The 23,861-nt window shown below is 41.6% G+C and carries 23 protein-coding genes; 4 read left to right on the forward strand and 19 right to left on the reverse strand.

From position 1 onward, the window contains the following. Positions 1–64: 64 nt before the first annotated feature. The 4 genes from nfi to lpdA form a co-directional block, all read right to left on the reverse strand. Positions 65–796 (reverse strand): deoxyribonuclease V, encoded by a 732-nt coding sequence (gene nfi / locus GO816_RS07975; protein WP_232336525.1) that lies wholly within the window; start codon positions 794–796, stop codon positions 65–67. A 36-nt stretch (positions 797–832) separates the two neighbouring features. Next, the gene (locus GO816_RS07980) at positions 833–1,693 is read right to left on the reverse strand and encodes a sigma-70 family RNA polymerase sigma factor (protein ID WP_090466905.1); all 861 of its coding nucleotides are present in this window, start codon (positions 1,691–1,693) and stop codon (positions 833–835) included. A 173-nt stretch (positions 1,694–1,866) separates the two neighbouring features. After that, complete coding sequence (locus tag GO816_RS07985; RefSeq protein ID WP_157541944.1) at positions 1,867–2,733, reverse strand: MBL fold metallo-hydrolase; 867 nt, start codon at positions 2,731–2,733, stop codon at positions 1,867–1,869. A 97-nt stretch (positions 2,734–2,830) separates the two neighbouring features. Further along, on the reverse strand, positions 2,831–4,222 hold the full coding sequence (lpdA, locus tag GO816_RS07990; RefSeq protein WP_157540951.1) for a dihydrolipoyl dehydrogenase: 1,392 nt from the start codon (positions 4,220–4,222) through the stop codon (positions 2,831–2,833). A 365-nt stretch (positions 4,223–4,587) separates the two neighbouring features. Between lpdA and GO816_RS07995 the strand changes: the two genes are divergently transcribed. Beyond that, positions 4,588–7,917 (forward strand): TonB-dependent receptor, encoded by a 3,330-nt coding sequence (locus GO816_RS07995; protein WP_157540954.1) that lies wholly within the window; start codon positions 4,588–4,590, stop codon positions 7,915–7,917. Between the two features lie 164 nt (positions 7,918–8,081). Here GO816_RS07995 and dnaJ read toward each other — a convergent pair whose 3' ends face one another. The 5 genes from dnaJ to GO816_RS08020 all read right to left on the reverse strand — a co-directional run bounded on the left by dnaJ (position 8,082) and on the right by GO816_RS08020 (position 12,071). After that, positions 8,082–9,251, reverse strand: a complete 1,170-nt coding sequence (gene dnaJ / locus GO816_RS08000) for a molecular chaperone DnaJ (RefSeq protein WP_157540957.1) — start codon at positions 9,249–9,251, stop codon at positions 8,082–8,084. 95 nt (positions 9,252–9,346) lie between these two features. Next, complete coding sequence (locus GO816_RS08005; protein ID WP_232336526.1) at positions 9,347–9,970, reverse strand: nucleotide exchange factor GrpE; 624 nt, start codon at positions 9,968–9,970, stop codon at positions 9,347–9,349. Between the two features lie 166 nt (positions 9,971–10,136). Then, entirely contained in the window at positions 10,137–10,817 is a 681-nt protein-coding gene (locus GO816_RS08010; protein ID WP_157540960.1) for a cell division ATP-binding protein FtsE, read from the reverse strand. Positions 10,818–10,823: 6 nt separating this feature from the next. Continuing rightward, positions 10,824–11,027 carry a fructose-6-phosphate aldolase gene (locus GO816_RS08015; RefSeq protein WP_157540963.1) on the reverse strand — a complete coding sequence of 68 codons (204 nt, stop codon included), beginning with the start codon at positions 11,025–11,027 and terminating at the stop codon, positions 10,824–10,826. Positions 11,028–11,048: 21 nt separating this feature from the next. Continuing rightward, positions 11,049–12,071, reverse strand: a complete 1,023-nt coding sequence (locus GO816_RS08020) for an acyl-CoA reductase (protein WP_157540967.1) — start codon at positions 12,069–12,071, stop codon at positions 11,049–11,051. Between the two features lie 108 nt (positions 12,072–12,179). Here GO816_RS08020 and GO816_RS08025 point away from each other — a divergent pair, with 108 nt between their 5' ends. From GO816_RS08025 to GO816_RS08035, 3 genes are all read left to right on the forward strand, one after another. Continuing rightward, complete coding sequence (locus GO816_RS08025) at positions 12,180–12,533, forward strand: 4Fe-4S dicluster domain-containing protein (RefSeq protein WP_157540970.1); 354 nt, start codon at positions 12,180–12,182, stop codon at positions 12,531–12,533. 64 nt (positions 12,534–12,597) lie between these two features. Beyond that, the gene (locus tag GO816_RS18960; protein ID WP_157540973.1) at positions 12,598–13,242 is read left to right on the forward strand and encodes a DUF3885 domain-containing protein; all 645 of its coding nucleotides are present in this window, start codon (positions 12,598–12,600) and stop codon (positions 13,240–13,242) included. 19 nt (positions 13,243–13,261) lie between these two features. Continuing rightward, positions 13,262–14,026, forward strand: coding sequence for a C40 family peptidase (locus GO816_RS08035; protein ID WP_157540975.1), 765 nt, complete (start codon positions 13,262–13,264; stop codon positions 14,024–14,026). Positions 14,027–14,095: 69 nt separating this feature from the next. Here the strand turns inward: GO816_RS08035 and GO816_RS08040 are convergent, their stop codons facing one another. From GO816_RS08040 to GO816_RS08085, 10 genes are all read right to left on the reverse strand, one after another. Further along, complete coding sequence (locus GO816_RS08040) at positions 14,096–14,998, reverse strand: WD40 repeat domain-containing protein (protein WP_232336527.1); 903 nt, start codon at positions 14,996–14,998, stop codon at positions 14,096–14,098. Between the two features lie 64 nt (positions 14,999–15,062). Further along, complete coding sequence (gene hisIE / locus GO816_RS08045; protein ID WP_157540981.1) at positions 15,063–15,680, reverse strand: bifunctional phosphoribosyl-AMP cyclohydrolase/phosphoribosyl-ATP diphosphatase HisIE; 618 nt, start codon at positions 15,678–15,680, stop codon at positions 15,063–15,065. Between the two features lie 171 nt (positions 15,681–15,851). Next, positions 15,852–16,640, reverse strand: coding sequence for an imidazole glycerol phosphate synthase subunit HisF (gene hisF, locus GO816_RS08050; RefSeq protein ID WP_157540983.1), 789 nt, complete (start codon positions 16,638–16,640; stop codon positions 15,852–15,854). Between the two features lie 144 nt (positions 16,641–16,784). After that, on the reverse strand, positions 16,785–17,534 hold the full coding sequence (locus GO816_RS08055) for a 1-(5-phosphoribosyl)-5-[(5-phosphoribosylamino)methylideneamino]imidazole-4-carboxamide isomerase (RefSeq protein ID WP_157540986.1): 750 nt from the start codon (positions 17,532–17,534) through the stop codon (positions 16,785–16,787). Positions 17,535–17,537: 3 nt separating this feature from the next. After that, complete coding sequence (gene hisH, locus GO816_RS08060) at positions 17,538–18,128, reverse strand: imidazole glycerol phosphate synthase subunit HisH (RefSeq protein WP_157540989.1); 591 nt, start codon at positions 18,126–18,128, stop codon at positions 17,538–17,540. Between the two features lie 92 nt (positions 18,129–18,220). Beyond that, the gene (hisB, locus tag GO816_RS08065) at positions 18,221–19,366 is read right to left on the reverse strand and encodes a bifunctional histidinol-phosphatase/imidazoleglycerol-phosphate dehydratase HisB (protein WP_157540991.1); all 1,146 of its coding nucleotides are present in this window, start codon (positions 19,364–19,366) and stop codon (positions 18,221–18,223) included. Beyond that, positions 19,363–20,409, reverse strand: coding sequence for a histidinol-phosphate transaminase (hisC, locus tag GO816_RS08070; protein ID WP_157540995.1), 1,047 nt, complete (start codon positions 20,407–20,409; stop codon positions 19,363–19,365). The genes hisB and hisC overlap by 4 nt, the downstream gene beginning before the upstream one ends. A gap of 103 nt (positions 20,410–20,512) precedes the next feature. Next, positions 20,513–21,802, reverse strand: coding sequence for a histidinol dehydrogenase (hisD, locus tag GO816_RS08075; RefSeq protein WP_157540998.1), 1,290 nt, complete (start codon positions 21,800–21,802; stop codon positions 20,513–20,515). A gap of 155 nt (positions 21,803–21,957) precedes the next feature. After that, on the reverse strand, positions 21,958–22,809 hold the full coding sequence (gene hisG, locus GO816_RS08080; protein WP_317163609.1) for an ATP phosphoribosyltransferase: 852 nt from the start codon (positions 22,807–22,809) through the stop codon (positions 21,958–21,960). Positions 22,810–23,296: 487 nt separating this feature from the next. Then, entirely contained in the window at positions 23,297–23,788 is a 492-nt protein-coding gene (locus tag GO816_RS08085) for a D-glycero-alpha-D-manno-heptose-1,7-bisphosphate 7-phosphatase (protein ID WP_157541001.1), read from the reverse strand. Positions 23,789–23,861: the final 73 nt, after the last annotated feature.

Consider the following 23,861-nt stretch of genomic DNA (forward strand, 5'->3'; position numbering starts at 1 on the left):
GGCGTGGCTTTTAGTATAGGCGGAATATATTTTGATAATGTTTGTACAGGAAGACTAACTGCTGCTAAAACATGCTTAATTGGGCGTTTGATTTATCGCCGTGTGCCAGTCGTACCTGGTTCACAAAGTTGTGGGCGTGCCGGGTTGGCTCGGGTATACGGTAACCACGTATGCAGTTCTTAATAATATCTATACTTTGCTGCATATCAACCTTGTGTCCCGGCGATACAAAGATGGGCTTGCAGTTTTTTTTGCTGCGTAATGCAACACCAATCACTTCATTTTGATCATATAAATAGCTTTGAGCAAAGTGTTCATTTGCAGGTTCATTGTATTTGCCATTAAGCCGGTTTTTAGCGCTGCCTATTGATGGTACATCAGTTAGTAAGCCAAAATGTGTTGCCAGACCCATGCGCTGCTCGTGAGCTATTCCCTGGCCGTCAAGTATCATCAAGTCTGGTTTAATTTCAAGCTTATTCCAAGCTTCAAGCAAGGCTGGCACTTCACGGAAGGCTAGCAGCCCAGGAATGTACGGAAAAGACGTACGCCATACAGCTGATGTTTGGCCGATGATTTTTAGCTCAGGATAAGTAAACAATACAATGCCCGCGTATTGTGTTTCTTCATGCTTATTTATTGATATATCTGCACCGCCAATAATGCTTATTGGCTTATCGAGATGACTGATGTTGATATGCCTGCGCATATCCTGATGACAAGCAATGGCCTGGGCAGGTGTGAGGCTTTCATAATTGGCAGGCAGCAGCATATAAGCATAAAACAAAAAAGCCTCCAATTGTTCATTGGAGGCTCTGTATGCATCAGGTATTTATTAACCTAAGTATGATTTCAATATTTTGCTACGTGAAGTGTGACGTAAGCGCTGCAATGCTTTGTCTTTAATTTGACGTACACGCTCGCGGGTTAAGTTAAACTTCTCGCCAATTTCTTCTAAAGATAGAGGATGATTGGTACCTAAGCCAAAGAATAATACAATGATTTCGCGCTCGCGTTCGGTTAAAGTAGAAAGTGAACGCTTGATTTCTTCAGATAACGACTCGTTAATCAGGATGGAGTCGGTATTTGGTTCCTGATTTTCAAGTACGTCTAACAATGTGTTTTCTTCACCCTGTACAAATGGCGCATCCATTGATACATGACGGCCTGAATTGCTCAGCGTATCAGATATTTTGTCAACGGTGGTTTCCAAAATGTCGGCCAACTCCTCAGGTGATGGCTCGCGCTCATACTCTTGCTCTAATTTAGAGAAAGCCTTGCTTATTTTACTTAACGAACCTACCTGATTTAATGGTAAACGCACAATACGAGATTGCTCGGCAATGGCCTGCAAAATAGATTGACGGATCCACCAAACGGCGTATGAAATGAATTTGAAACCTTTAGTTTCGTCAAAACGTTTGGCCGCTTTAATTAAACCCAGGTTACCTTCGTTAATTAAATCGCCCAGCGTTAAACCTTGATTTTGATATTGTTTGGCTACCGATACCACAAAACGCAGGTTGGTTTTGGTTAGGCGCTCTAGAGCAGCCTGGTCGCCTTCGCGTATTTTTTGTGCTAGTATTACTTCTTCTTCGGCAGTTATCAGGTCAACCTTACCAATTTCGTGTAAGTATTTGTCTAACGACTGCGACTCACGGTTGGTAATGGATTGGGTTATTTTGAGTTGTCTCATTAATTATTACCTCGATTCTTGTTTTAGAATTGAACGTGCAAAGGTACACAATGTTGCTGAAATTTACTACTCTTATTTGATAATTACAAAATTATTACTATCGCAACATTTACAGCACATGTTCAATATTTATAATAACTTATCATAAGTTGTACCAAACTGTCGATATTCACTTAAATATCTGTCAGCTTAAATACATCTTTTACACGTATTCCTTTTTCGGTTTCTTTTACGGTGCAGCACTCATTGATTGGGTCGTGTTCAAGAAACAATACGTAATTGTTTAATAAAGCCTGTTGTAAAAATGTCTTTTTCTCTGCCATAGCCTGCAACGGAAACATGTCATAAGATGCCACATAGGCTATAGGCAAGTGACCGGCGGTGGGTACCAAATCGGCAATAAAAAATACTTCCTTGTTTTTGTAATGTATAAGAGGCAACATCATTGCTTTGGTGTGGCCCGATACAAAAAACAATTTGATGTTGCGGCTAAATTGTACACCATCACGTACCTCAATAAATTTTAGTTTGCCGCTATCTTTTAATGGTTCCAGGTTCTCCTTAAGAAAAGATGCTTTTTCACGCTCATTAGGATTAACAGTTGCCCAATTCCAATGCTCCTCATTTGTCCAGTAGGTAGCATTTCTAAATGCCGGGGCTAAGGTGCCGTTGTCATTGTCAACAGCACCGCCTACATGGTCTAAATGCAAATGGGTGAGGAGTACATCTGTAACGTCATCAGTAGTGAAGCCATGTTTGGCTAAGGAATGATGTAGCGTATCAGTGCCGTGCAGATGGTAAAAAGGTTTAGCCTTATCGCTTAACTTGTTGCCAATGCCGGTATCAATTAAAATTACACGGTCTTCATCTACAACAAGCAGGCAACGCATAGCCAGCGTACACAAATTGTTTTCATCTGCCGGATTGGTTTTGCTCCATATGGCTTTTGGTACAACGCCGAACATTGCACCGCCATCAAGCTTGAAAAGACCGGTATTAATAGTGAAAAGCTTTGCCCCGATACTTTCTGAAGATTGCATAGGGTTTACAAGGTTGGTAGACATCAGAGCAAATATAAAAGCCCTTCCGGCTTTTTTGTAGCAGAAGGGCTTTTTATTTTAAGCGTTGTTATGTGTATTATAAGTGAATTACTTCGCCATAAGCCTCAGCAGCGGCTTCCATAATTGCTTCGCTCATGGTAGGGTGAGGGTGTACCGATTTAATGATCTCATGACCGGTAGTTTCCAGTTTACGGGCAACTACTACCTCGGCAATCATTTCAGTAACGTTGTTACCTATCATGTGCGCACCCAGGAACTCGCCATACTTTGCATCAAAGATAACTTTAACAAAGCCGTCTTTAGCACCTGCTGCACTGGCTTTGCCTGACGCAGAGAATGGGAAACGACCAATTTTTAATTCGTAACCAGCCTCACGTGCGGCTTTTTCAGTATAACCTACAGACGCAACCTCAGGAGAGCAGTAAGTACAACCAGGGATGTTGTTATAGTTTAAAGGCTCAACATGCTGACCTGCAATTTTCTCAACACAAATAATACCTTCTGCTGATGCTACGTGTGCTAAGGCTTGACCTTTAACAATATCACCTATGGCGTAAACACCCTCAACATTGGTTTTGTAAAAGTCATCAACCAATACTTTTCCTTTGTCGGTTTTAACACCTGCTTCTTCAAGGCCTATACCCTCAAGGTTAGTAGTTACACCAACTGCCGAAAGTACAATCTCAGCTTCAAGGGTTTCAGTACCCTTGGCAGTTTTAACGCTTACTTTGCAAAGATCGCCGCTTGTATCAACAGACTCAACGGTTGAGCTGGTCATGATGTTGATGCCTTGTTTCTTTAAGGTACGGTTAAGTGCTTTTGACACTTCTTCATCCTCCAAAGGAACAATGTTATCTAAAAACTCAACTACGGTTACTTTGGTACCCATAGCGTTATAGAAGTAAGCAAACTCAATACCTATAGCGCCCGAACCTACAACCACCATTGATTTTGGTTGTTGAGGTAAAGCCATGGCCTGACGGTAACCAATAATTTTTTTACCGTCTTGTTTAAGGTTTGGTAACTCGCGCGAACGGCCACCGGTAGCTACTATAATATGTTTAGCTGTGTGCTCGGCTTTTTTACCATCGGCAGCGGTAACCTCAACGGTGCCTTTGCCTTTAAGCTTGCCAAAGCCCATAATAACGTCAATTTTGTTTTTCTTCATTAAAAACTGAACGCCTTTGCTCATGCCTTCGGCTACGCCACGGCTGCGTTTAACCACAGCGCCAAAATCAGGCTCGCCTTTAACGTCAACGTTAATACCGTAATCGGCAGCATGTTTAATATATTCAAAAACCTGGGCACTTTTTAATAAAGCTTTAGTAGGTATACAGCCCCAGTTAAGGCAAATACCGCCTAATGATTCTTTTTCGATGATAGCTGTTTTCATTCCAAGCTGTGAAGCGCGGATTGCAGCTACATAACCACCCGGACCAGATCCGATAACAATTAAGTCGTAGTTCATTATGTTATGATTTACTTTTTCAGATTTTGTTGCCAAAGCTAACTAAAAAGCGTGATAGTAAAAACAGATGGAGGGTGTGGTGCAGACCATTTTAAAAACTGGTTTACACTAACTTAACATTAATTTGGAAAATTTATTAATAACAGAATTAAATATTGCAACAAATTGGCTTCTTTATCAGCTTATTTTAAAAAATAGAAGCGTTTATTCACCTATTTCTTAATGAAATTTAAAAAATGAGAGAAAATGTTAAAAAAATCTAATATTTATTAACACTGACTTAACATTGATATGGAAGGCAGTATTTATCTTTGTGCCGATTATTTAAAAACTATTTTAAACGTTCATTAAACAAAACAAAAAGTATGAGGAAATTTCTACTTCTCAGCATGACATTTTTGTTAGCTACGGTGGCTGCCTTTGCACAGGTAACTACCAGTAGTATGACAGGATTGGTCAAAGACTCTAAGGAACCTTTAGTGGGTGCCACTATCAAAGCCACATTTGTTCCGGCGGGTACTGTTTATTCTACTTCAACCCGTGCTGATGGCCGATTCAGTATCCCAAACATGCGTGCTGGCGGTCCTTACACCATTGAAGTTACTTACATTGGCTTTGAGCCTCAAAAATTCACCGACGTTACGTTGAAATTAGGTGAGCCTTTTGTTCTTAACGCAGTACTTGCGCAAACAGGTACTCAGCTTGCAGCAGTTAATATTGTTGCTTCAAACCCACGTTCGGTATTAAACTCTGACCGCTCAGGTTCAACAACCAACATCAGCAAAAGAGACATCTTGAACCTTCCAAGCGTACGTCGTAATATTAACGATCTTGTACGTGTAACCCCTCAGGCAAGTGCCGATGGTCAGTCAATTGGTGGTGGTAACTATCGTCAAAACAACATTACAATTGATGGTGGTAACTTTAACAACCAATTTGGTATTGGTACTAACTTACCTGGTAATGGTAACCCAATTCCATTGGATGCGTTAGATGAGATTACTGTAAACGTAAACCCAACAGACGTTAGACAATCAGGTTTCATTGGTAGTGCTATTAATGCTACTACCCGTTCTGGTACTAATGAATTCAGCGGTTCTGCTTACACTTACTTCCGTAGCGAAAAACAACAAGGTACTAAAGTTAGAAACTACCCTGAACTTGTTCCGGCTGATTTAAACATCAAGATTTACGGTGCACGCGTTGGTGGTCCAATTATTAAAAACAAATTATTCTTCTTCGCAAACTTTGAGAAAGCTGAAGAACCAGGTATAAACTCACGTTTCAGAGCTTCTTCTGCATCTGAGCCTTTCCCGGCTACTCCAAACGTTAACCGTCCAACGGTTACCGAAATGGATGCTATCAAAGATTATTTGGTACAAAAATACGGTTACAACCCAGGCGATTACCAAAACTATGGTTACAAAAGCACCCGTACCAATATTGTTGGTAGGATTGACTGGAACATAAGCGACAAACATCGCTTCAATGTTCGTTACAGCCGTTTAGAAAGCCAGGTGCCTTCTTTTGTAAGTACCTCTACCAATCCTCTTACCAGCTCTGTAATTTACCCTAATGGTGGAAACCGTAGTGATAACAACTCACTTACTTTCAGTAATTCAAACTACTACACCAATTACAACTTCTATTCATTATCAGCTGAGTTAAACTCAACCTTCTTCTCAAGGTTAGCAAACACTTTCCGTTTTACTTATAACAACCAAAACGAGCCAAGAAGCTCAACAGGAGGTTCTGCTTTCCCGTTTGTTGATATATTAAAAGATGGTCGTCCGTTTGCATCATTTGGCTCAGAGCCGTTTACAACCGGAAACTTACGTGACGTTAACTCATTATCTTTTGTAGACTATGTTCAATATAGCTTTGGCAAACACAATCTTTTAGGTGGTGTGCAAGCTGATATTAGCACTACTAAAAATGGTTTCCAACGTTTTGCAACAGGTTACTATGTATTCAATAGCTTTGATGATTTCAAAAACAATGTTAACCCTCGTGCCTTTGCCCGTACGTTTTCATTAAATAATGATTACTCGCAAGCATTCCCAACATTTAAAAATCAAACTTACTCTATTTACGCTCAGGATGATTACAACGTAAGTGAAAAACTGCGTTTATCATTCGGTGTAAGAGCTTCTTTATACAGATATAGCCAGGATGCTATTACTCATCCATTGGTAGCTGGTTTAACATTTGCAAACGGCGAAAGACTTAATACCGGATCTTTACCAAAGTCTGCGTTTTTAGTATCTCCGCGTGCCAGCTTCAATTATGATATTAAAGGCGATCGTAGCGTTCAGTTAAGAGGTAGTGCAGGTATTTTCTCAGGCGGTATTCCAAATGTTTGGATAGTTAGCCAGGTTGGAGATGCAGGTATGATTCAATTTACCCAAACTGCAGTTACTCCATCTGAAGTTTCTGCAATTGCTGGTCCGTTTGATCCAAACCCAAGAGCATATTTACCAGCAACTCCTCCTACAGCAGGTACTACAATCCCTACTGCTCTGTCTTTCATCGATCCAAAGATCAAAGCTCCTCAAACTTTCAAATCTAACTTAGCTTTAGACGCAAGATTGCCTTTTGGCTTTACTGCAACAGTTGAGGCTATTTACAACCGCGATTTCAGAACTGTATTATTCAGAAATCCAAACTTGGTAGAAGGACAGCCGTTAAACGTTGCAGGTTATCCTGACAACCGTTTGATCTATCCGTCAACCAATGGTGCTAAATACTACAACGTTTTAAGCGCAGCCGGTTTACCTGTTGCCAACAACACCACAGGAGCTACCGGTTTAAATACATATGTATTAGACAACGGAACAAAAGGTCACTACTTCTCAATTGCAGGAACTATCCAAAAGCAATTTAGCAAAGGCCTTTCTGCATCGTTATCTTACATCCATAGCCAGGCAAGAACACAGTTTGATGGTAACGGAGATCAACCTTCAGGATCATGGCAAAACACTTTCTCTGTGAATGGTTCAAACACTCCGGAGATGGGTTATGCTGGTTACGTGTTACCAAACCGTATAGTTGCTAGCTTTACTTACCGTAAAGAGTATCTTAAACATTTAGCAAGTCAACTTACTTTATTCTACAACGGTTCTAACCAAGGTCGTATTTCTTACACTTACAGCACAGACCTTAACCGTGATGGTGGTAACTCAGACTTGATTTATGTACCTAAAGACCCAAGTGAAATTACATTTACACCGTTTACTATAGGTACTGGTGCTAACGCTGTAACTTACACTGCACAGCAACAAAGCGATATATTCTTCCGCTTTATTGAGCAAGATCAGTATTTGCAAAGCCGTAAAGGTAAATATGCTGAACGTAATGGTGGTTTGTCTCCGTGGTTTAATCAGGTTGACTTACAATTCCAACAAGATTTGTTCCAGAACATAGGTGGTAAACGCAACACTTTGCAGTTTAACCTTACCATATCAAACTTTGCAAACTTTGTAAACAAAAATTGGGGTGTTCGTCAGGTAATTACACAGTCAAACGTGTTAGTGCCAACCAACGCAAACAACCTTACACCAGGTGGAACAACACGTCCTACTTTCAGATTGCAATTTGACGGCAACTTGCCAACAAATGCAGTTAGAACCCGTGATGATGTGAGCTTCAACTCAACTTACACTATGCAATTCGGTTTACGTTACATCTTCAACTAAGATATTCGTAACTTAATAAAAAAGCCGGTTCCAAATAATGGAACCGGCTTTTTTGTTGATGTAAAGTTGTTCCTTCAATCTACCCAAAGCAATACTACGTAAAAACAACAAAGGCTGCCTCATAGTTAACGAGGCAGCCTTTGAAATAATAATTTAAAGCTTGCTTATTCGAAGTATTCTTTCATACGCTCAAAGAAGCTTTTCTCGTTTTTACCCGGACTTGGTTTAAAGTTGGGTGAGTTTTGCAGTTTTTCTAAAAGATCGCGCTCTTCGCGGCTTAATGCCTTAGGAGTCCATATATTAATATGTACCAGTTGGTCGCCGCGGTGATATGAGTTAACCTCAGGCACGCCTTTGCCTTTAAGGCGTAGTATTTTACCGCCCTGGGTGCCTGGTTCAATTTTAATCTTTGCTTTACCGTCAATAGTTGGCACTTCAACGCTGGTACCTAATGCTGCATCAACAAAGTTAATGTGCATATCGTATATAACGTTGTTGCCATCGCGTTTTAAGGTCTCGTGAGGTACTTCTTCAATAAGAATAATCAAATCGCCCGGAACGCCACCACGCGGGGCAGCGTTGCCCTTACCGCTCATGCTTAACTGCATGCCTTCGCTTACACCGGCCGGAATGTTAATGCTTATGGTTTCTTCACCGCGCACAACACCATCGCCGTGGCATACGTTACATTTTGAAGTAACGGTACTGCCTTCGCCATTACAGGTAGGGCAGGTACTGGTAGTTTGCATTTGGCCCAATATGGTATTGGTTACCCTGCGTACTGCTCCAGAGCCTCCACAGGTTTTACAAGTTTGTACCGATGTTTTATCTTTAGCACCGCTACCATCACAAGTGCCGCATGGTACCTGTTTATTTACTTTTATTTTCTTTTCAACACCGTTGGCAATTTCCTCTAAGGTAAGGCGTACCTTAATACGAAGGTTGCTGCCGCGAGCTACCCTGCGACCACCGCCTTGCTGCCTGCCGCCACCGCCTCCACCAAAAAATCCTTCAAACGGACTACCACCGCCAAAGATATCGCCAAACTGACTGAATATGTCATCCATATTCATGCCTTGTCCGCCGTAGCCGCCACCGTTGGCCGATTGTGCATTAGCGGCATGACCAAATTGGTCATAACGTTGGCGCTTATCAGGTTTGCTTAACACCTCGTAAGCTTCAGCAGCTTCCTTGAAAGCTTCCTCTGCCGCCTTATCGCCAGGATTTTTATCCGGGTGATATTTAATGGCCATTTTACGGTATGCCTTTTTTACCTCGTCTTCACTTGCCCCGCGCTGTACGCCTAATACGTCGTAATAATCTCTTTTTGACATGTTTGTATGTTAAGGAGTAAATGACTGAATGAGCGAATAAGTGATTAATACATTCACTCGTTCGCTCATTCAAACTTCACTCATTCTTTTTCAAATTACGCTCCAACAATAACTTTAGCATAGCGAACTACCTTGTCGCCCAGGTAGTAACCTTTTTCAAGCTCATCAACTACTTTGCCTTTAAGATCATCAGTAGGGGCTGGGATATTAGTGATAGCCTCGTGAATGTCAGCATCGAAGGTTGTTCCTCTGGCTTCCATTTCTTTAAGGCCTTTTTGTGTTAAAATATTTTTAAGCTTTGACTGTACCAGTGCAATTCCTTCTTTAACTGCACTTACATCAGTAGCGGTTTCGGTAGCTTTAATGGCACGCTCAAAGTCATCAAGTACAGGTAGTAATGATACTATTACCTCTTTACCGGCAGTTTGTAACAGCTCAACCCGTTCTTTGGTAGTGCGACGTTTGAAATTATCAAACTCGGCATACAGACGTAAGTATTTATCATTAGCCTGAGCCAAATCATCTTTTAGTTTAGCTTCTGCGCTTATCTCAGTTTTTACTTCTTCGCTGCTTACGTTAAGTTCGTCTGCTAATGGATTTTCAGCTTGTTCAGCAGCAGCTGCGTTTTCTTCTGGAGTAGTATTTTCAGTGTTCACGTCGTTTAATTCTTCGGGTGTATCCTGTTTATTTTTTTTATTAAACATGTCTTTGAAGTTCATGATGATTGTGCAAAACAAGTACCTTGCCATAGCCGCAAAGCGGTCAGGCTGTCAGTTAGTTGTTAATTCGATGAGTAAAATTGTCAATAGTGTATTGTCAGCTGTCAGGCATACTATGTCAGAATTTTTTATCCCTGACTGATGGCTTCTGGTTTTGACAGTTACACTAAATAGCTACGTCCTGTAAAACCTTACCCGATTCGCATTTTACTATGCGCGATGGGAACTGGCGGATGATGTGATAATCATGCGTTGCGCATACTACTGCGGTTCCCGATAGGCTGATCTGTTTCAATAGCATAACAATCTCTTCTGAGGTATCAGGGTCAAGATTACCGGTAGGTTCATCAGCCAGTATAATTTCAGGATCATTAAGCAGGGCACGTGCTATTACCACGCGTTGCTGTTCACCACCCGAAAGTTCATGCGGCATCTTCTTGATTTTTGAGCGCAAACCAACTTTTTCCAGTACATCACGAATGCGTTCGGCAATCAGGTTTTTGTCTTTCCAGCCCGTGGCCTTCATTACAAACTGCAGGTTTTGCTCAATGGTACGATCGGTAAGTAGCTGAAAATCCTGGAACACAATACCCAGCTTACGTCGTAAATACGGCACATCTTTGCTCGCCAGTTTGCGTAAATCATAACCACCTGCATGGCCTTCGCCGTTTGTGATGTTCAGGTCTCCGTAAATAACTTTCAGCAAACTGCTTTTGCCTGATCCTGTGAGGCCAATAAGCCATACAAAGTCGCCTTTGTCAATATGCAGGTTTACGTCAGATAGTACGAGGTGCTTTTGCTGGAAAATATCAACACCTTGCAGTTTTATAATGGAGTTTCCTATCATTTTTAATTACAGTTCGAGTTTTAAAATCTGGCCAAAAGGCAGGTCTTTAATCAGACCCATAATGTAATCGGCCTTATCGGCAAGTCCTACCTTGTCAAGTGATTTGTCGGGCCTGTCAACCCTGAAATAAGCAAGCAAGGTAAACTGCTCATCGCGCAGCTGCACATAGTCGGGTATTTTGGCAACGCCTTTTACTTTAATAATATACATGCCCTTCAAAAGTACGTAAAATTAAAGATTTGCCAAGAAACGCAATGTGTCAATTCCATCGGCGTAATCCCACAGTGCCGGGCACTGGCTTTGTCCGAAATTAACTATCTGGTTGTTGGCTTCAATACTGGCTGATGTTACAATACATTGTATGTTTTCGCTTTGTTTGCTTAAGTAATCCTGTGCCGACGGTAAATCATCGTATTCCTCATAAAAAATTACAGCAAGGGGAGAAGCCAGGCGTTCGTCTTGCTTTAACAGCAAAAATCCGTTGTCTAAATGCTTGTCGCGGTTAACAAGGTATATGGCTTTATTATAGTCGTAATTATTATGATACTTGCTATGCTGAATAACGGGGTAGTAATCTTCAATGGCTTCAAAAAAAGGTACAAAATTATACCCGGTAGGTACTAATAATTTTGATACGCTCCGACATCCCAGGCCGAAGTATTCAAATATATCTTTGCCAAGGTCATGCAGTTGTTCTTTGCTTTCATTACCGGTAAGCAGGGCTACGCTATTGCGGTTTTTGCGTATGATGTTTGGTACCTTACCAAAGTAATATTCAAAATAGCGAGATGTATTGTTGCTTCCTGTTGCTATGATGGCATCAAACCCCTCGAGCTTATCAGTAAAAGTAAAGTATTGAGCCAGGCCGGGCTCAATATCAGTAAGTATTTTAAGCACATATTTTATAAGGCGGGCATCTTGCGATGAGGCTTTAATGAGTGCAATGTTGCCGCTCAGCAATACACATAGTACATCATGGAAGCCAACCAAAGGAATATTACCGGCCAGTATCAGGCCTATTTTCTTAGGCTCGTGATTGGCAAATTGATAGGCCGAAAGCAATTGCTCTAAATTCTCTTTGGTAAGTGACTGTACTATTGCACCAATAGCTTGTTGTACACTTTGCGGAGTAAACCATGCATTATAATGATGTTCGGTTTGTATAATTTGCTGCAGGCCATCATCTGGGGTAGCAAATTGTCTACCTAATTGAGTGATTATCTGGATTAAATATGAATTGCTGAATTTTGACATACGTATAGTATCAACTGAAACCCAAAAGCGATTTTTTTGTTATATTTGTGGGCTTTTTAAAACGAGGCAAAGTTAAACAAGAATATAAGATTTTAGCGATACAGATATATGGCAATTATAATCACCGATGAATGTATTAATTGCGGAGCTTGCGAACCCGAATGCCCGAATAATGCTATTTATGATGCGGGAGCATCTTGGCGCTTTTCGGACGGTACCGAGTTGCGCGGCGTTATCGACTTTGGCGATGGCAACACCCTGAATGCTGAAGAAGCGCAGGCTGCAATTTCAGATGATATTTACTACATTGTTCCCGATAAGTGTACCGAGTGTGTTGGTTTTCATGATGAACCGCAATGCGCTGCTGTTTGTCCGGTGGATTGCTGCGTTGATGATGAAAACGTACGCGAAACTGAAGAGGAATTGATAGCCAAAAAGGAATGGCTTCACATGGAAGGATAGTATCCGCGTAAAATATTTAAAAAAGGGGCACCCAAAAGGTGTCCCTTTTTGTTTATATTGTAACGTGGCTCTTTTTAAACAACTTCGTGATATTCTTTCAGATCTATTTAATGGGTTGACGTTAGTTCAACCATTATTTTTCAATGAAATTCCGGCTATTAGGTTTGAACTACAACCCAAGATATTTGATACTGGAAACGATGAATATATGCTGGAGGTTGCAAAACGTATCAACAGAATAAGCTCCTTGGTTATAAGTAGTGATGATCAAATATTTCTTTATTATAACTTTAATACCTGGAGAAAGAGAAAGATAAGAAAGTGGGGATATTTATTTAAGCAATTTAGAAACAATACAAAGCTTGAATATCAATTCCGTAAACGTAAGCATCCTACATACAACAACGGTTTTCATAAAGCGGAAGGGGCTTGCCAGTTAATTGTTAAGGATAAGGCCTGTAATATAAACTTCGAAAACATTTTCACCAGTATTGCCAATAATGACTTCTTTATCAAACCAAGAATAGAAGGGGAGCTTTACATCGTTAATGAAACAAAGAAATGCATTCTATTTATGTACGACGACAGGGGATGCGATTTAGTTTCTTATGATATACTTTTTCTGCAAAATATTTATACTGAATTTTCACAATTTGTGTTAGAAGCAAACAGAGAAGAAATTAAAAGGCGCTTGTTAATAAATAAATGATTAAGACTACATTAGCAGCATGGAATACGGTATTTCACAGTTAGCCATAATACCCGTTAGGGGAGAAGCCAGCGAGCGGGCCGAAATGGTAACGCAACTTTTATTCGGCGAAACATATCAGGTTTTGGAAACGCAGGAGAAATGGATAAAAATTAAAACCGCATATGATGATTACGAAGGCTGGATTAGCAAGGTGCAGTTAACCACGTGTGCTATGCTGGATTATGAGGTATTTGATGAACAGATAGCTTTACCGTTAACCAGCAAGCCGCTAACCGAAGCTGTGAAAGTTTCTGACCAAAGCAAATTATACCTGCCGGCTTGCAGTGCCTTGCCTTACTGGAACACCAACACCTGCAAAATAAATACCGAGCTATACGAGGTAGCCGATCATGATTTTGCTGTGGCCGATTTGATAACGACAGCTAAAAGCTATCTAAACACCCCATACCTGTGGGGTGGCCGTACACATTTTGGTATTGACTGTTCGGGTTTTACCCAAGCTGTTTTTAAACTGCACGGTATAAAAATTAAACGCGATGCCAGTCAGCAAGCAGAACAGGGCGAAGTTGTCGATTTCCTACCCGCCGCCCAACCCGGCGACCTGGCTTTTTTCGATAATGATGAAGGCCGTATAGTACACGTTGGTATTATGCTCAGTGCCGATCAGATTATCCATGCCTCGGGCCGAGTTAAAATTGATAAGATTGACGGACAAGGGATATATTCGGAAGAATTGAAGAAACATACCCATAAATTGAGGATAGTAAAGCGGTATGCGTAAATGTTAAACTGAAATTTTAACAATTTAATGGTTTACAGAGTTACGTTACTAACATGAGTAATAACTTAACTAAAACTCTATATCCCAAGCAATAATGCGCTTATCATCTCCTGTAGAGAGTAGTTGGTCGCCATTCCATGCCAATTTATTTACTGATAATTGGTGTGAAGCATAACCTTTGTCGCGACTGATGATTTTATAAAGTTTAAAATCATCGGCACCCCAAATTTTAATGCTTTTATCCATACTGGCCGATGCAAAGTAAGGCTGAGTTGGGTGGAATAAAATATGGTTTACGGCAAACATGTGCGCCGCTACACTTTGCTTTAGTGATTGGGTAGCAATATCCCAAACTTTAATTTGAGCATCGCGTGCTCCGGAAATTAAGTGTTGCCCATCAGGCGCGTGTTGAACCGTGAAAACGGCCATGTTATGGTCTTTAAGAGCGCCCAAATAACTGTAGTCAGATAGGTTATAAAGCTGCACTGAATTGTCGCGACAGCCGAAAGCTACTTGTTTTTCATCGGGCGAAATGCTGATACTGCGAACCGTATCGTGTGATACCTGTATGGAATGAAGCAGCTGCAATGTGTTTAAATTCCAAACGCTTACTTTACCATCTTCCGATGCTATTAGCAACTCCTTTTTGCCAGGCACCGATTTTATATCAAATATGGGCTTACCATGTTGTTTAAGCGTATGGGTTACCCTTTGCTCAATAAAGTTGAATACCAGTACGTCGCCATTACGCATACCCGTAAACATTAAAGGATAACCTACCGGGCAATGAACAGCATAAACCGAAGCAGTAACCGGAAACATAACTTTGATAAATGCCTGTTTTTCCAGGCTCCACTCCACCACACCTTTATCATTACCGGCACTAAATAATATACCTGGCTTTTGAGAAAGTTCCAACGCAAAAATAGGGTTGCCGTGCCCGGTAAGTTCAAATGATTTTCTTACTTCCATAAGTCCCATTTTCCTGAGTGGAGTTTGTATTTAATAGTTACAGGGATTTAGTGCAATCATTCTCCTAAGATACTGTATGATCTGAGGACTTTGGGGCATGCCTGCCTTCCAGGTTTTTCGCAATAGTTTGAATGTTCAAACCTTTTTCCCTAAGCAATACTAACAAGTGAAATACAAGGTCTGATGCTTCGTTTATAAGATCTGTTTCCGTTTCGGCAAGGGCAGCAATAACGGTTTCAACGCCTTCTTCTCCAACCTTTTGGGCTATTTTATTTAAACCCTTTTTGCGAAGCTTATTAATATAAGATCCTTCTTGCGGATTGGTATAGCGATCTTCAATTATACTCTCCAACTCCAAAATGAAATTTTGGTTGTATGTTGTTTTAAAGCAACTACGTTCACCGGTATGGCAGGTTGGGCCATTGGGTTTGGATTTTATTAAAATGGTATCGTTGTCACAATCAATATGAATGCTTTTTACGTGCAAAAAGTTATTGCTGGTTTCGCCTTTGGTCCACAAGCGGTTTTTGGAACGCGAGTAAAACGTAACCACTTTGTCTTGTACCGTTTTATCATAAGCCTCCTGATTCATGTAGCCCAGCATGAGCACCTCTAAAGTTTGCTCATCCTGTATAACTACAGGTACCAATCCATCCGGCGATTTGGTAAAATCTATTTGCATTTAAGTATGTATTTTAATCATGTTAAAGCCTCACGACTACAACATTAATCTATTCAAATTATTATTTGGGCGTTGACTATGCCCCGGGCTATTTGCTGCAAGTCCTCACTTCCCCAGGCTTCGTTCGGGGCTTTTCGCTTCTATCCCTAACGCAAACTGCTAATGGCAATATTACCTAACCTCTATTTTATTCGCCCGCAACACATCCTTTAAATCAGGTATCAATATTTCCCCATAATGAAATACCGAGGCAGCCAATGCAGCGTCAACATTAGTTTGCTCAAATACATCAACAAAGTGCTGCATGCTACCCGCACCTCCGGATGCTATTACCGGAATATGCACGGCATTATTAACCGTTTTAAGTAATGTGTTATCAAACCCGGCCTTAGTACCGTCATGGTCCATTGAGGTAAGCAGAATTTCGCCCGCGCCACGGCTTTCGGCTTCTTTTATCCAACTCAGGGTTTCAAGTTCGGTAGCTATACGGCCGCCGTTAAGGTGCACGATGTTTCTGTCGTCAATATGGCGGGTGTCAACCGCTACTATAACAAACTGTACTCCGAATGCTTTTGCTAATTCGTCAATTAATTTTGGGTTACGCACCGCGGCCGAGTTAATGCTGATTTTATCGGCACCTGCGTTTAATAGCGCATCGGCATCGGCAATTTCGTTAATGCCGCCGCCAATAGTAAACGGTATGTTTATTTGCCTTGCAACCGATTTTACCAGCTCAACCATGGTTTTACGGCGTTCGTGCGTGGCGGTAATATCTAAAAACACCAGCTCGTCGGCGCCTTGCTGCGAGTAATTCCAGGCCAGTTCAACCGGGTCGCCGGCATCGCGCAGGTCAACGAAGTTCACACCCTTGACCGTGCGACCGTCTTTGACGTCGAGGCAGGGAACTATGCGTTTGGCAAGGCCGGAGGTGGGAAATGTAGTATTGTGTAATTGTTCCAAAGCTTTTTGTGCTTTATAAAAAATACAATTGTCATTTCGAACGATAGTGAGAAATCCTGTTCATATTGCAAAGCTGTTCGCTTCAACAAGATTTCTCGTTCCTCTAAATGACAGGTTGGATAGTGTGGTCCCTGTGGGACGCGTTTAAATAGATATCAATGACTTCAAATTCCAGTTTTTCACATCCTCAATAGTAATGCGATCCTCATAGATGGCTTTGCCTACTACGCAGCTTTCAACCTTAATTTTGCGTAACTCCTCAATATCGTTCATTGAACTTACACCTCCTGAGGCAATAAGTTTGATGAAAGGAGAGTGGTCGAGCAGCTTTTGGTAAAGTTCTACTCCTGCGCCGCCAAGTTTACCATCTTTATTAATGTCGGTACATAGGAAACGGTAAAAACCTAAGTGCAGGCAACGGTCAACGTAGTCGATAAGTTTTATAGGGGAGCTTTCCATCCAGCCAGAGTATTTTATTACTTCGTCCAGTACGTCAATGGCTACCACAATTTTGTCGGCACATTTAGTGCTTCCGCACATTGCTTTGCTCAGTTCATCTAAAAAAGTAGGATTGCTGATGGCCTGTGTACCAACAATAACGCGGGCTATGCCGGCATCGGTCAATTCCTGAACCTTTTCAATACTACGGATACCACCGCCGTACTGAATTTTCATGTCGGTTTTTTTGATTACATCAAATAGGTATTGCTGGTTGCTGAAATCGCCTTTGGCGCCGTTCAGGTCAATAATGTGAATCAGTTCGGTACCTATCGACTGGTACTTATCGATCATTTCTTCCAGGCTTACCTCGTAGTTGGTAACCTGGTTATAGTCGCCCTCGCGAAGACGAACAACCTTTTTGTTAAGAATATCGATAGCAGGAATAATGTACATGCTTTAAATTTTTGAAAAATTAGCTAAAAGTGTTTCGCCATACACGCCCGATTTTTCGGGGTGAAACTGAACACCGTAAAAGTTATTATGCCAAATTGATGCCGAATAGGGCAAACTGTAATTTGTTGAGGCTAAAGTATATAATTCGTTGTACTCTATGTAATAAGAATGCACAAAATAAAAGTGTGCATCATCAGGTATGTCTTTAAACAATGGGTTTTGTTTGTCTTGATGAACGCGGTTCCAGCCGGTGTGTGGTACCTTATAGTGCTCACTGTCTTTAAACCGCAGGGTTTTGTTTGGAAAGATGTGCAATAAGTTGGCATCACCTTCTTCAGAATATGCCGTCATCAATTGCATACCCACGCAAATACCTAAGGTAGGCTTTTGCAACGCCTTAATGGCAGGCACCAATCCGGTTTGCTCCAGCTTACTCATGGCTGCCCCCGCATGCCCCACACCCGGAATGATATAACGGTCGTACTGAGCTAAATCTTCCTCAGTGTGCACCATGCCATAGGCAAAACCCAACCTATCTAAAGCCGAGGTTAGCGAAAATATATTGCCGGCACCGTAGCGGATAATTCCTATCATAATGTTTTGAGAGACAAGACCCAAGAAACAAGAGCTAAGATGAAAACTGTTTAGTTGTTTCGGCTCCTGGTTCTAATTTCTTGTCTCTGAGTTTAAAGTACTCCCTTAGTACTTGGTAAAACCATATTATTTACATCGCGCCTTACGGCCATTTTTATGGCTTTGGCAAAGGCTTTAAATATAGCTTCTATTTTGTGATGTTCGTTATAGCCTTCGGCTTTTATGTTAAGGTTGCTTTTGGAAGCATCGGTAAACGACTTGAAAAAATGGTAGAACATCTCTGTTGGCATGTCGCCTACCTTTTCGCGTTTAAAATCGGCTTCCCAAACAATCCAGTTGCGGCCACCAAAGTCAATGGCTGCCTGGGCCAGGCAATCATCCATGGGAAGGCAAAAGCCGTAGCGCTCAATTCCGCGTTTGTTGCCTAGGGCCGTAGCCATAGCCTCGCCTAAGGCTATGCCGGTATCTTCAATGGTGTGATGCTCGTCTATGTGTAAATCGCCTTTGGCTACAACCTCAAGGTCAATGCTGCCGTGACGGGCAATCTGATCGAGCATATGATCAAAGAAATGCAGGCCGGTGTTTACCTTAGCCTCGCCGGTACCATCAAGATCTATTTTAATATAGATATCTGTTTCTTTGGTAGTGCGGCGGTGTTCAATAACACGCTTTCCCACTTTTAAAAACTCGTATATTTTTTGCCACTCAACCGTTTTTATGGCAACGGTAGCGTTTATGGCTTCTAGTTGTTCAACGGTAAATTCACCAGCACCCATGCCTAAGCCGCTGTTAAGCCAAATGGATTTAGCGCCTAAGTTTTTAGCCAGTAATACATCGTTTAGGCGATCGCCAATTACAAATGAGTTTTCAAGGTCATACTTTTCGGTATCGAAGTACTGCGTCAACATAGCCGTACCCGGTTTGCGGGTAGGAGCACCGTCTATAGCAAAAGTGCGGTCGATGAAGGATGCGGCGAAGCTTACACCCTCGCCTGCAAAGGTTTTCATCACCAGCTCGTGTACCGAGAAGAAGTTTTCTTCGGGATGGGAAATGGTACCTAAGCCATCCTGGTTAGTTACCAGTACAAGTTCATAATCCAGTTCTTTTGCTATGCGTGGCAGGTAGGTGAGTGCGCCTGGATAAAACTCAAGCTTGTTGAACGAGTCTATTTGCTCATCGGCACACTCTTTAATCATGGTGCCGTCGCGGTCTATAAATAAAACTTTTTTTGCGCTCATTTAAAGTTAGTTAACGTATTAATGAGGGTGATATTTTCTTGAGGTGTACCAATAGTTATGCGTAAAGCTCCTTCACACAGCTCAACCTTGCTACGGTCGCGCACTATAATGCCGTGCTCAACCAGGTAATTGTAAATGCCCCTGGCATCGGTGGTTTTAACCAATATAAAATTAGCGTCAGATGGGTAAATGTCCACTACAAATTCAAACTCCTTTAGCTTGAGCACTAAATTATCGCGCTCGGTTAACGTTTCTTTTATCCAGCCATTAACCTGTTCTACGTTTTGCAAAGCTTCTAAAGCTAATTGTTGCGATGCCTCGTTAATGTTGTAAGGGGGTTTAACCTTATTCATTACCGCTATGATTTCTTCACTGGCAAAGGCCATGCCTACGCGTAAAGCAGCAAGCCCCCATGCTTTTGAAAGGGTTTGCAGAACTACTAAGTTTGCATACTCTGTTAGTTCCTGAATAAAGCTTTTTTGACGGCTGTAATTAATATAAGCCTCATCAACAACTACTAAACCATTAAAGTTAGCCAGCAAGGTTTCGATATCTTCGCGGTTAATAGAATTGCCTGTAGGGTTATTAGGCGAACAGATAAAAATGAGCTTCGTGTTTTTATCGATAGCCTCGGCAATGCCTTCCAAATTAAGTTGATATTCCTCGGTGAGGTTAACCCGCTTAACGGCTATATCATTGATATTGGCGGATACCTCGTACATGCCGTAAGTTGGGGGCACTAGTATCACGTTATCCGCTCCAGGATTACAAAAAGAGCGGAACAGAATGTCAATAGCCTCATCGCTGCCATTGCCCAAAAATATATTACGAGCTGGAACGCCTTTAATTTCACTTAAACGCATTTTAACGGCGTATTGAAGCGGATCTGGGTAGCGGTTGTAATCTTTATTTAAAGGTGAGCCAAATGCATTCTCATTAGCATCCAGGTAAACGCTGGCTTCGCCCTTAAACTCATCACGAGCCGATGAGTATGGCTTTAGGTTTTTTATGTTTTCCCGAAGGATATTGTTGATGTTAAACATTGTCTTTACTTCTTTTTCTCACTGCAAAAACTAAGTGAACTTTTATTACTAAAAGTAAAGTTTGAATAGCAATTGCTTATTCTTCGCAATGATGTCTTTTAAACTATTGTTGCGTTCTTACACTCACCGCATTCCTGTGCGCATGCAAACCCTCTAAATCGGCCAATATCTCCACATGCGGACCAATATTCTGAATGCCTTCTTTAGTTAAATGCTGAAACGTAATCTTCTTCACAAAGGAATCTACCGATACACCCGAATAAGCCTTCGCATAAGCGCTGGTAGGCAGTGTATGGTTTGTTCCCGATGCATAATCGCCCACACTCTCCGGGGTTTGGTTTCCAAGAAATACAGAGCCTGCATTGATAATGCTGCCTGTAATTTGTTGCCAATTTTCGGTAGCCAGTATTAAATGCTCGGGAGCGTATTGGTTGCTGAACTGCATAGCCTCATCCAAACTGTTCACCACTACAGCGTAGGAATGTTCAATGGCTTTAGCGGCAATTTCGGCACGTGGAAGTACGGGTAATTGCTTTTGGAGCTGAAAAATGGTTTGTTCAACCAATGTAGCCGATGTGGCTACCAGTACCGCCTGACTATCAATACCATGTTCAGCCTGTGCCAGCAAATCGGCAGCTATGTAGGCAGGGTTAGCTGTTTCGTCGGCAATAACCAATACTTCTGAGGGGCCTGCCGGCATATCAATGGCCGTAATGGTTGTGCTTTGAATAATGGTTTTGGCCTTGGTTACAAACTGATTGCCCGGGCCAAATATTTTGTCAACCTTAGTAATGCTTTCGGTACCGTAAGCCATAGCGGCTATGGCTTGGGCGCCGCCAACAAGACAAATGCGGTCAACATCAAGTAACTGAGCAACGTAAGCTATAAAGGCGTTTACCTTACCATTTTTACCCGGAGGCGAGCAAACTACAATTTCTTTACAGCCTGCAATACGAGCCGGAATACCCAACATTAAAAATGTACTTGGTAAAACTGCCGTTCCGCCCGGAATGTATAAGCCAACTTTTTCAATAGGCCGTAATTCGCGCCAGCAAGTAACGCCGGGCATGGTTTCAACCTTATCTTCGGTTTTGAGCTGGCTCTCGTGAAACTTCCAGATGTTTTTGTACGCTACCTCAAGGGCCGTCTTCTGTTCGGGTAAAAGGGCGGTGGCAATTTGTGCCAGTTCGGCTTTATTTAAATAAAGCTTATCAATTTGCACCTGATCAAACCGCTGGGCAAAATCAAACAGGGCACGGTCGCCTTGCTGTTGCACAGTGTCAATAATAGTTTCAACAACTGTACGTATTTCATTTGCCGCATCAACGTTGCGCTGCACAAGAGTATTAAGCTCGGCGGTAGTTAAATCGGCGTATTTATATGTTTTAAGCATATTATATAATAACTATTACCTGATGATGAACAGCCCTGCATCGATTTTGTCATTTGAATATCGAGGGTATCTTTTGAATTAATAAGCTAAATGCTTTGAAAGGATTTCTCGTCCCTCGAAATGACAAAGGGTTCTGGACTGTTTATCAGGTCGATCTACAATATAATCTTCTCAATAGGCATTACTACAATGCCTTGTGCGCCGGCTTGTTTAAGCTGGCTTATGCGGCTCCAAAAGTCGCGTTCGGGTATCACGGTATGTACTGCAACCCAGTTTTCCTCAGCTAATGGAACCACTGATGGGCTTTTAACGCCAGGCAACAGCTCCAGTATTTTAGGCAAATTAGCACGCTCGGCGTTTAATACTACATACTTAGTCTCTTTAGCACGTAATACCGATTGTATACGCTGAATTAACTCCTGAATCAAATCATCATTTTCCGATCCGGGTCTGCCTATCATCACCGCCTCGCTCGACATTACATCGGCAAAAGGTCTTAGTCCGTTACTTTTTAACGTTCCACCAGTTGATACCAAATCGCAAATAGCATCACTCAATCCCAAACCCGGCGAAATTTCAACCGAACCTGATATGGTTCGAATTTCGGCGTTGATATTAAGGTTTTTTAAGTATTTGCTTAGGATGGCAGGGTAGGTGGTGGCTATAGAGCGGCCGTTGAGGTCGGTAACACTTTCGATGCTGGTATTGTTGGGTACTGCTATTTTAAGGGAGCATTTACCAAAACCCAGTCTTTGCAGGTAACTTACTTCAACTTCTGTTTCCTGTATTACGTTTTCGCCTACTATGCCAAGGTCGGCAATGCCATCCTGTACGTATTCGGGTATATCATCGTCGCGCAAAAACAGTATTTCTAACGGAAAGTTAGATACCGGTGATATTAACGAGCTTTTGTAATTTTCGAAGTTAAGGCCGCAATTCTTCAGCAGCTCTACAGATTTTTCATTGAGCCTTCCAGACTTCTGGATAGCAATTTTAAGTGTCTTCACAAAGTTGGGGGTATTAAACTATAAAATAAACGGAGGTTTGTTATTTCACGTAGAAACATACATCAATATTATCGCCACAGGGGGCGATGGATATGCAGATGATGTTTGTTGAAACCGTTCATTTTTAATAGCTAACGTTTTGATGAGCTGCCGCAAATATAAATAGTTATTTAAAATTTCAAAATGAAAGTTTAAATGTTGATGCATTTTAAGGCACTCACAGCCTTATACTTTTTATATTAAGGATAAAGTACGCGAAAATAAGGAGACTAACTGGTGTTGTGAGAGCCGTTTGATTGTGGCAACGGCGGGTAAAAGTATATTTACGATTAGGCATATTTGATTATAATTAACATGATTAACCAATGTGCCGGTGAACTTGATAGCATTTTACGCGTCATTTCTGCGCGGGTAAATGAGCATGCGAACTTACCCCCAGCCGGCGCTTCCTCTGGTAGTAGCGAAACTGGCTAGCTTAATTAGTTTCTTATCTAATAAGATTTAATACCTCGCTTATGGGCTGGTCGCTGTTAATCAATATACCGGTAACGCCGGCCGCCGTTCCTGCTTCAACATCGCGCTCGCGGTCGCCAATAAAGTAGGATAGGGAAGGATCAATATTATATTGCTCAATGCCACGCAGCAACATACCTGGCTGTGGTTTGCGGCAATTGCAGGCACCCGTAAAGTTTGGATGATGCGGGCAGTAATAAATATCAGTAAACTTAACGCCATGCGGGGCGTAAGTGTCTTTAAGCCGTTGGTGCATTTGCGATAATGTATCTTCACTATACCAACCCTTGGCAAGTCCGCCTTGGTTAGTTGCAACAATAAGTAAATAACCGCGGTCTTGCAGTTCTTTAAGCGCTGCAAAGTTATCAAGCACTTCAAAATCCTCCAGGCGGCAAACATAATCGCCCAACTCTCTATTCAAAACACCGTCGCGGTCTAAAAATACTGCCTTGTTTTTAGCGTTCATTATAATATTGTGTATTTATCAGCAAATATAAGCCTTTAGCACCGATTTGCCTTTTTGTTTATGATTTAGGCAA

This window comes from Mucilaginibacter aquatilis, from assembly GCF_009755275.1.
Lineage (GTDB): Bacteria > Bacteroidota > Bacteroidia > Sphingobacteriales > Sphingobacteriaceae > Mucilaginibacter > Mucilaginibacter aquatilis.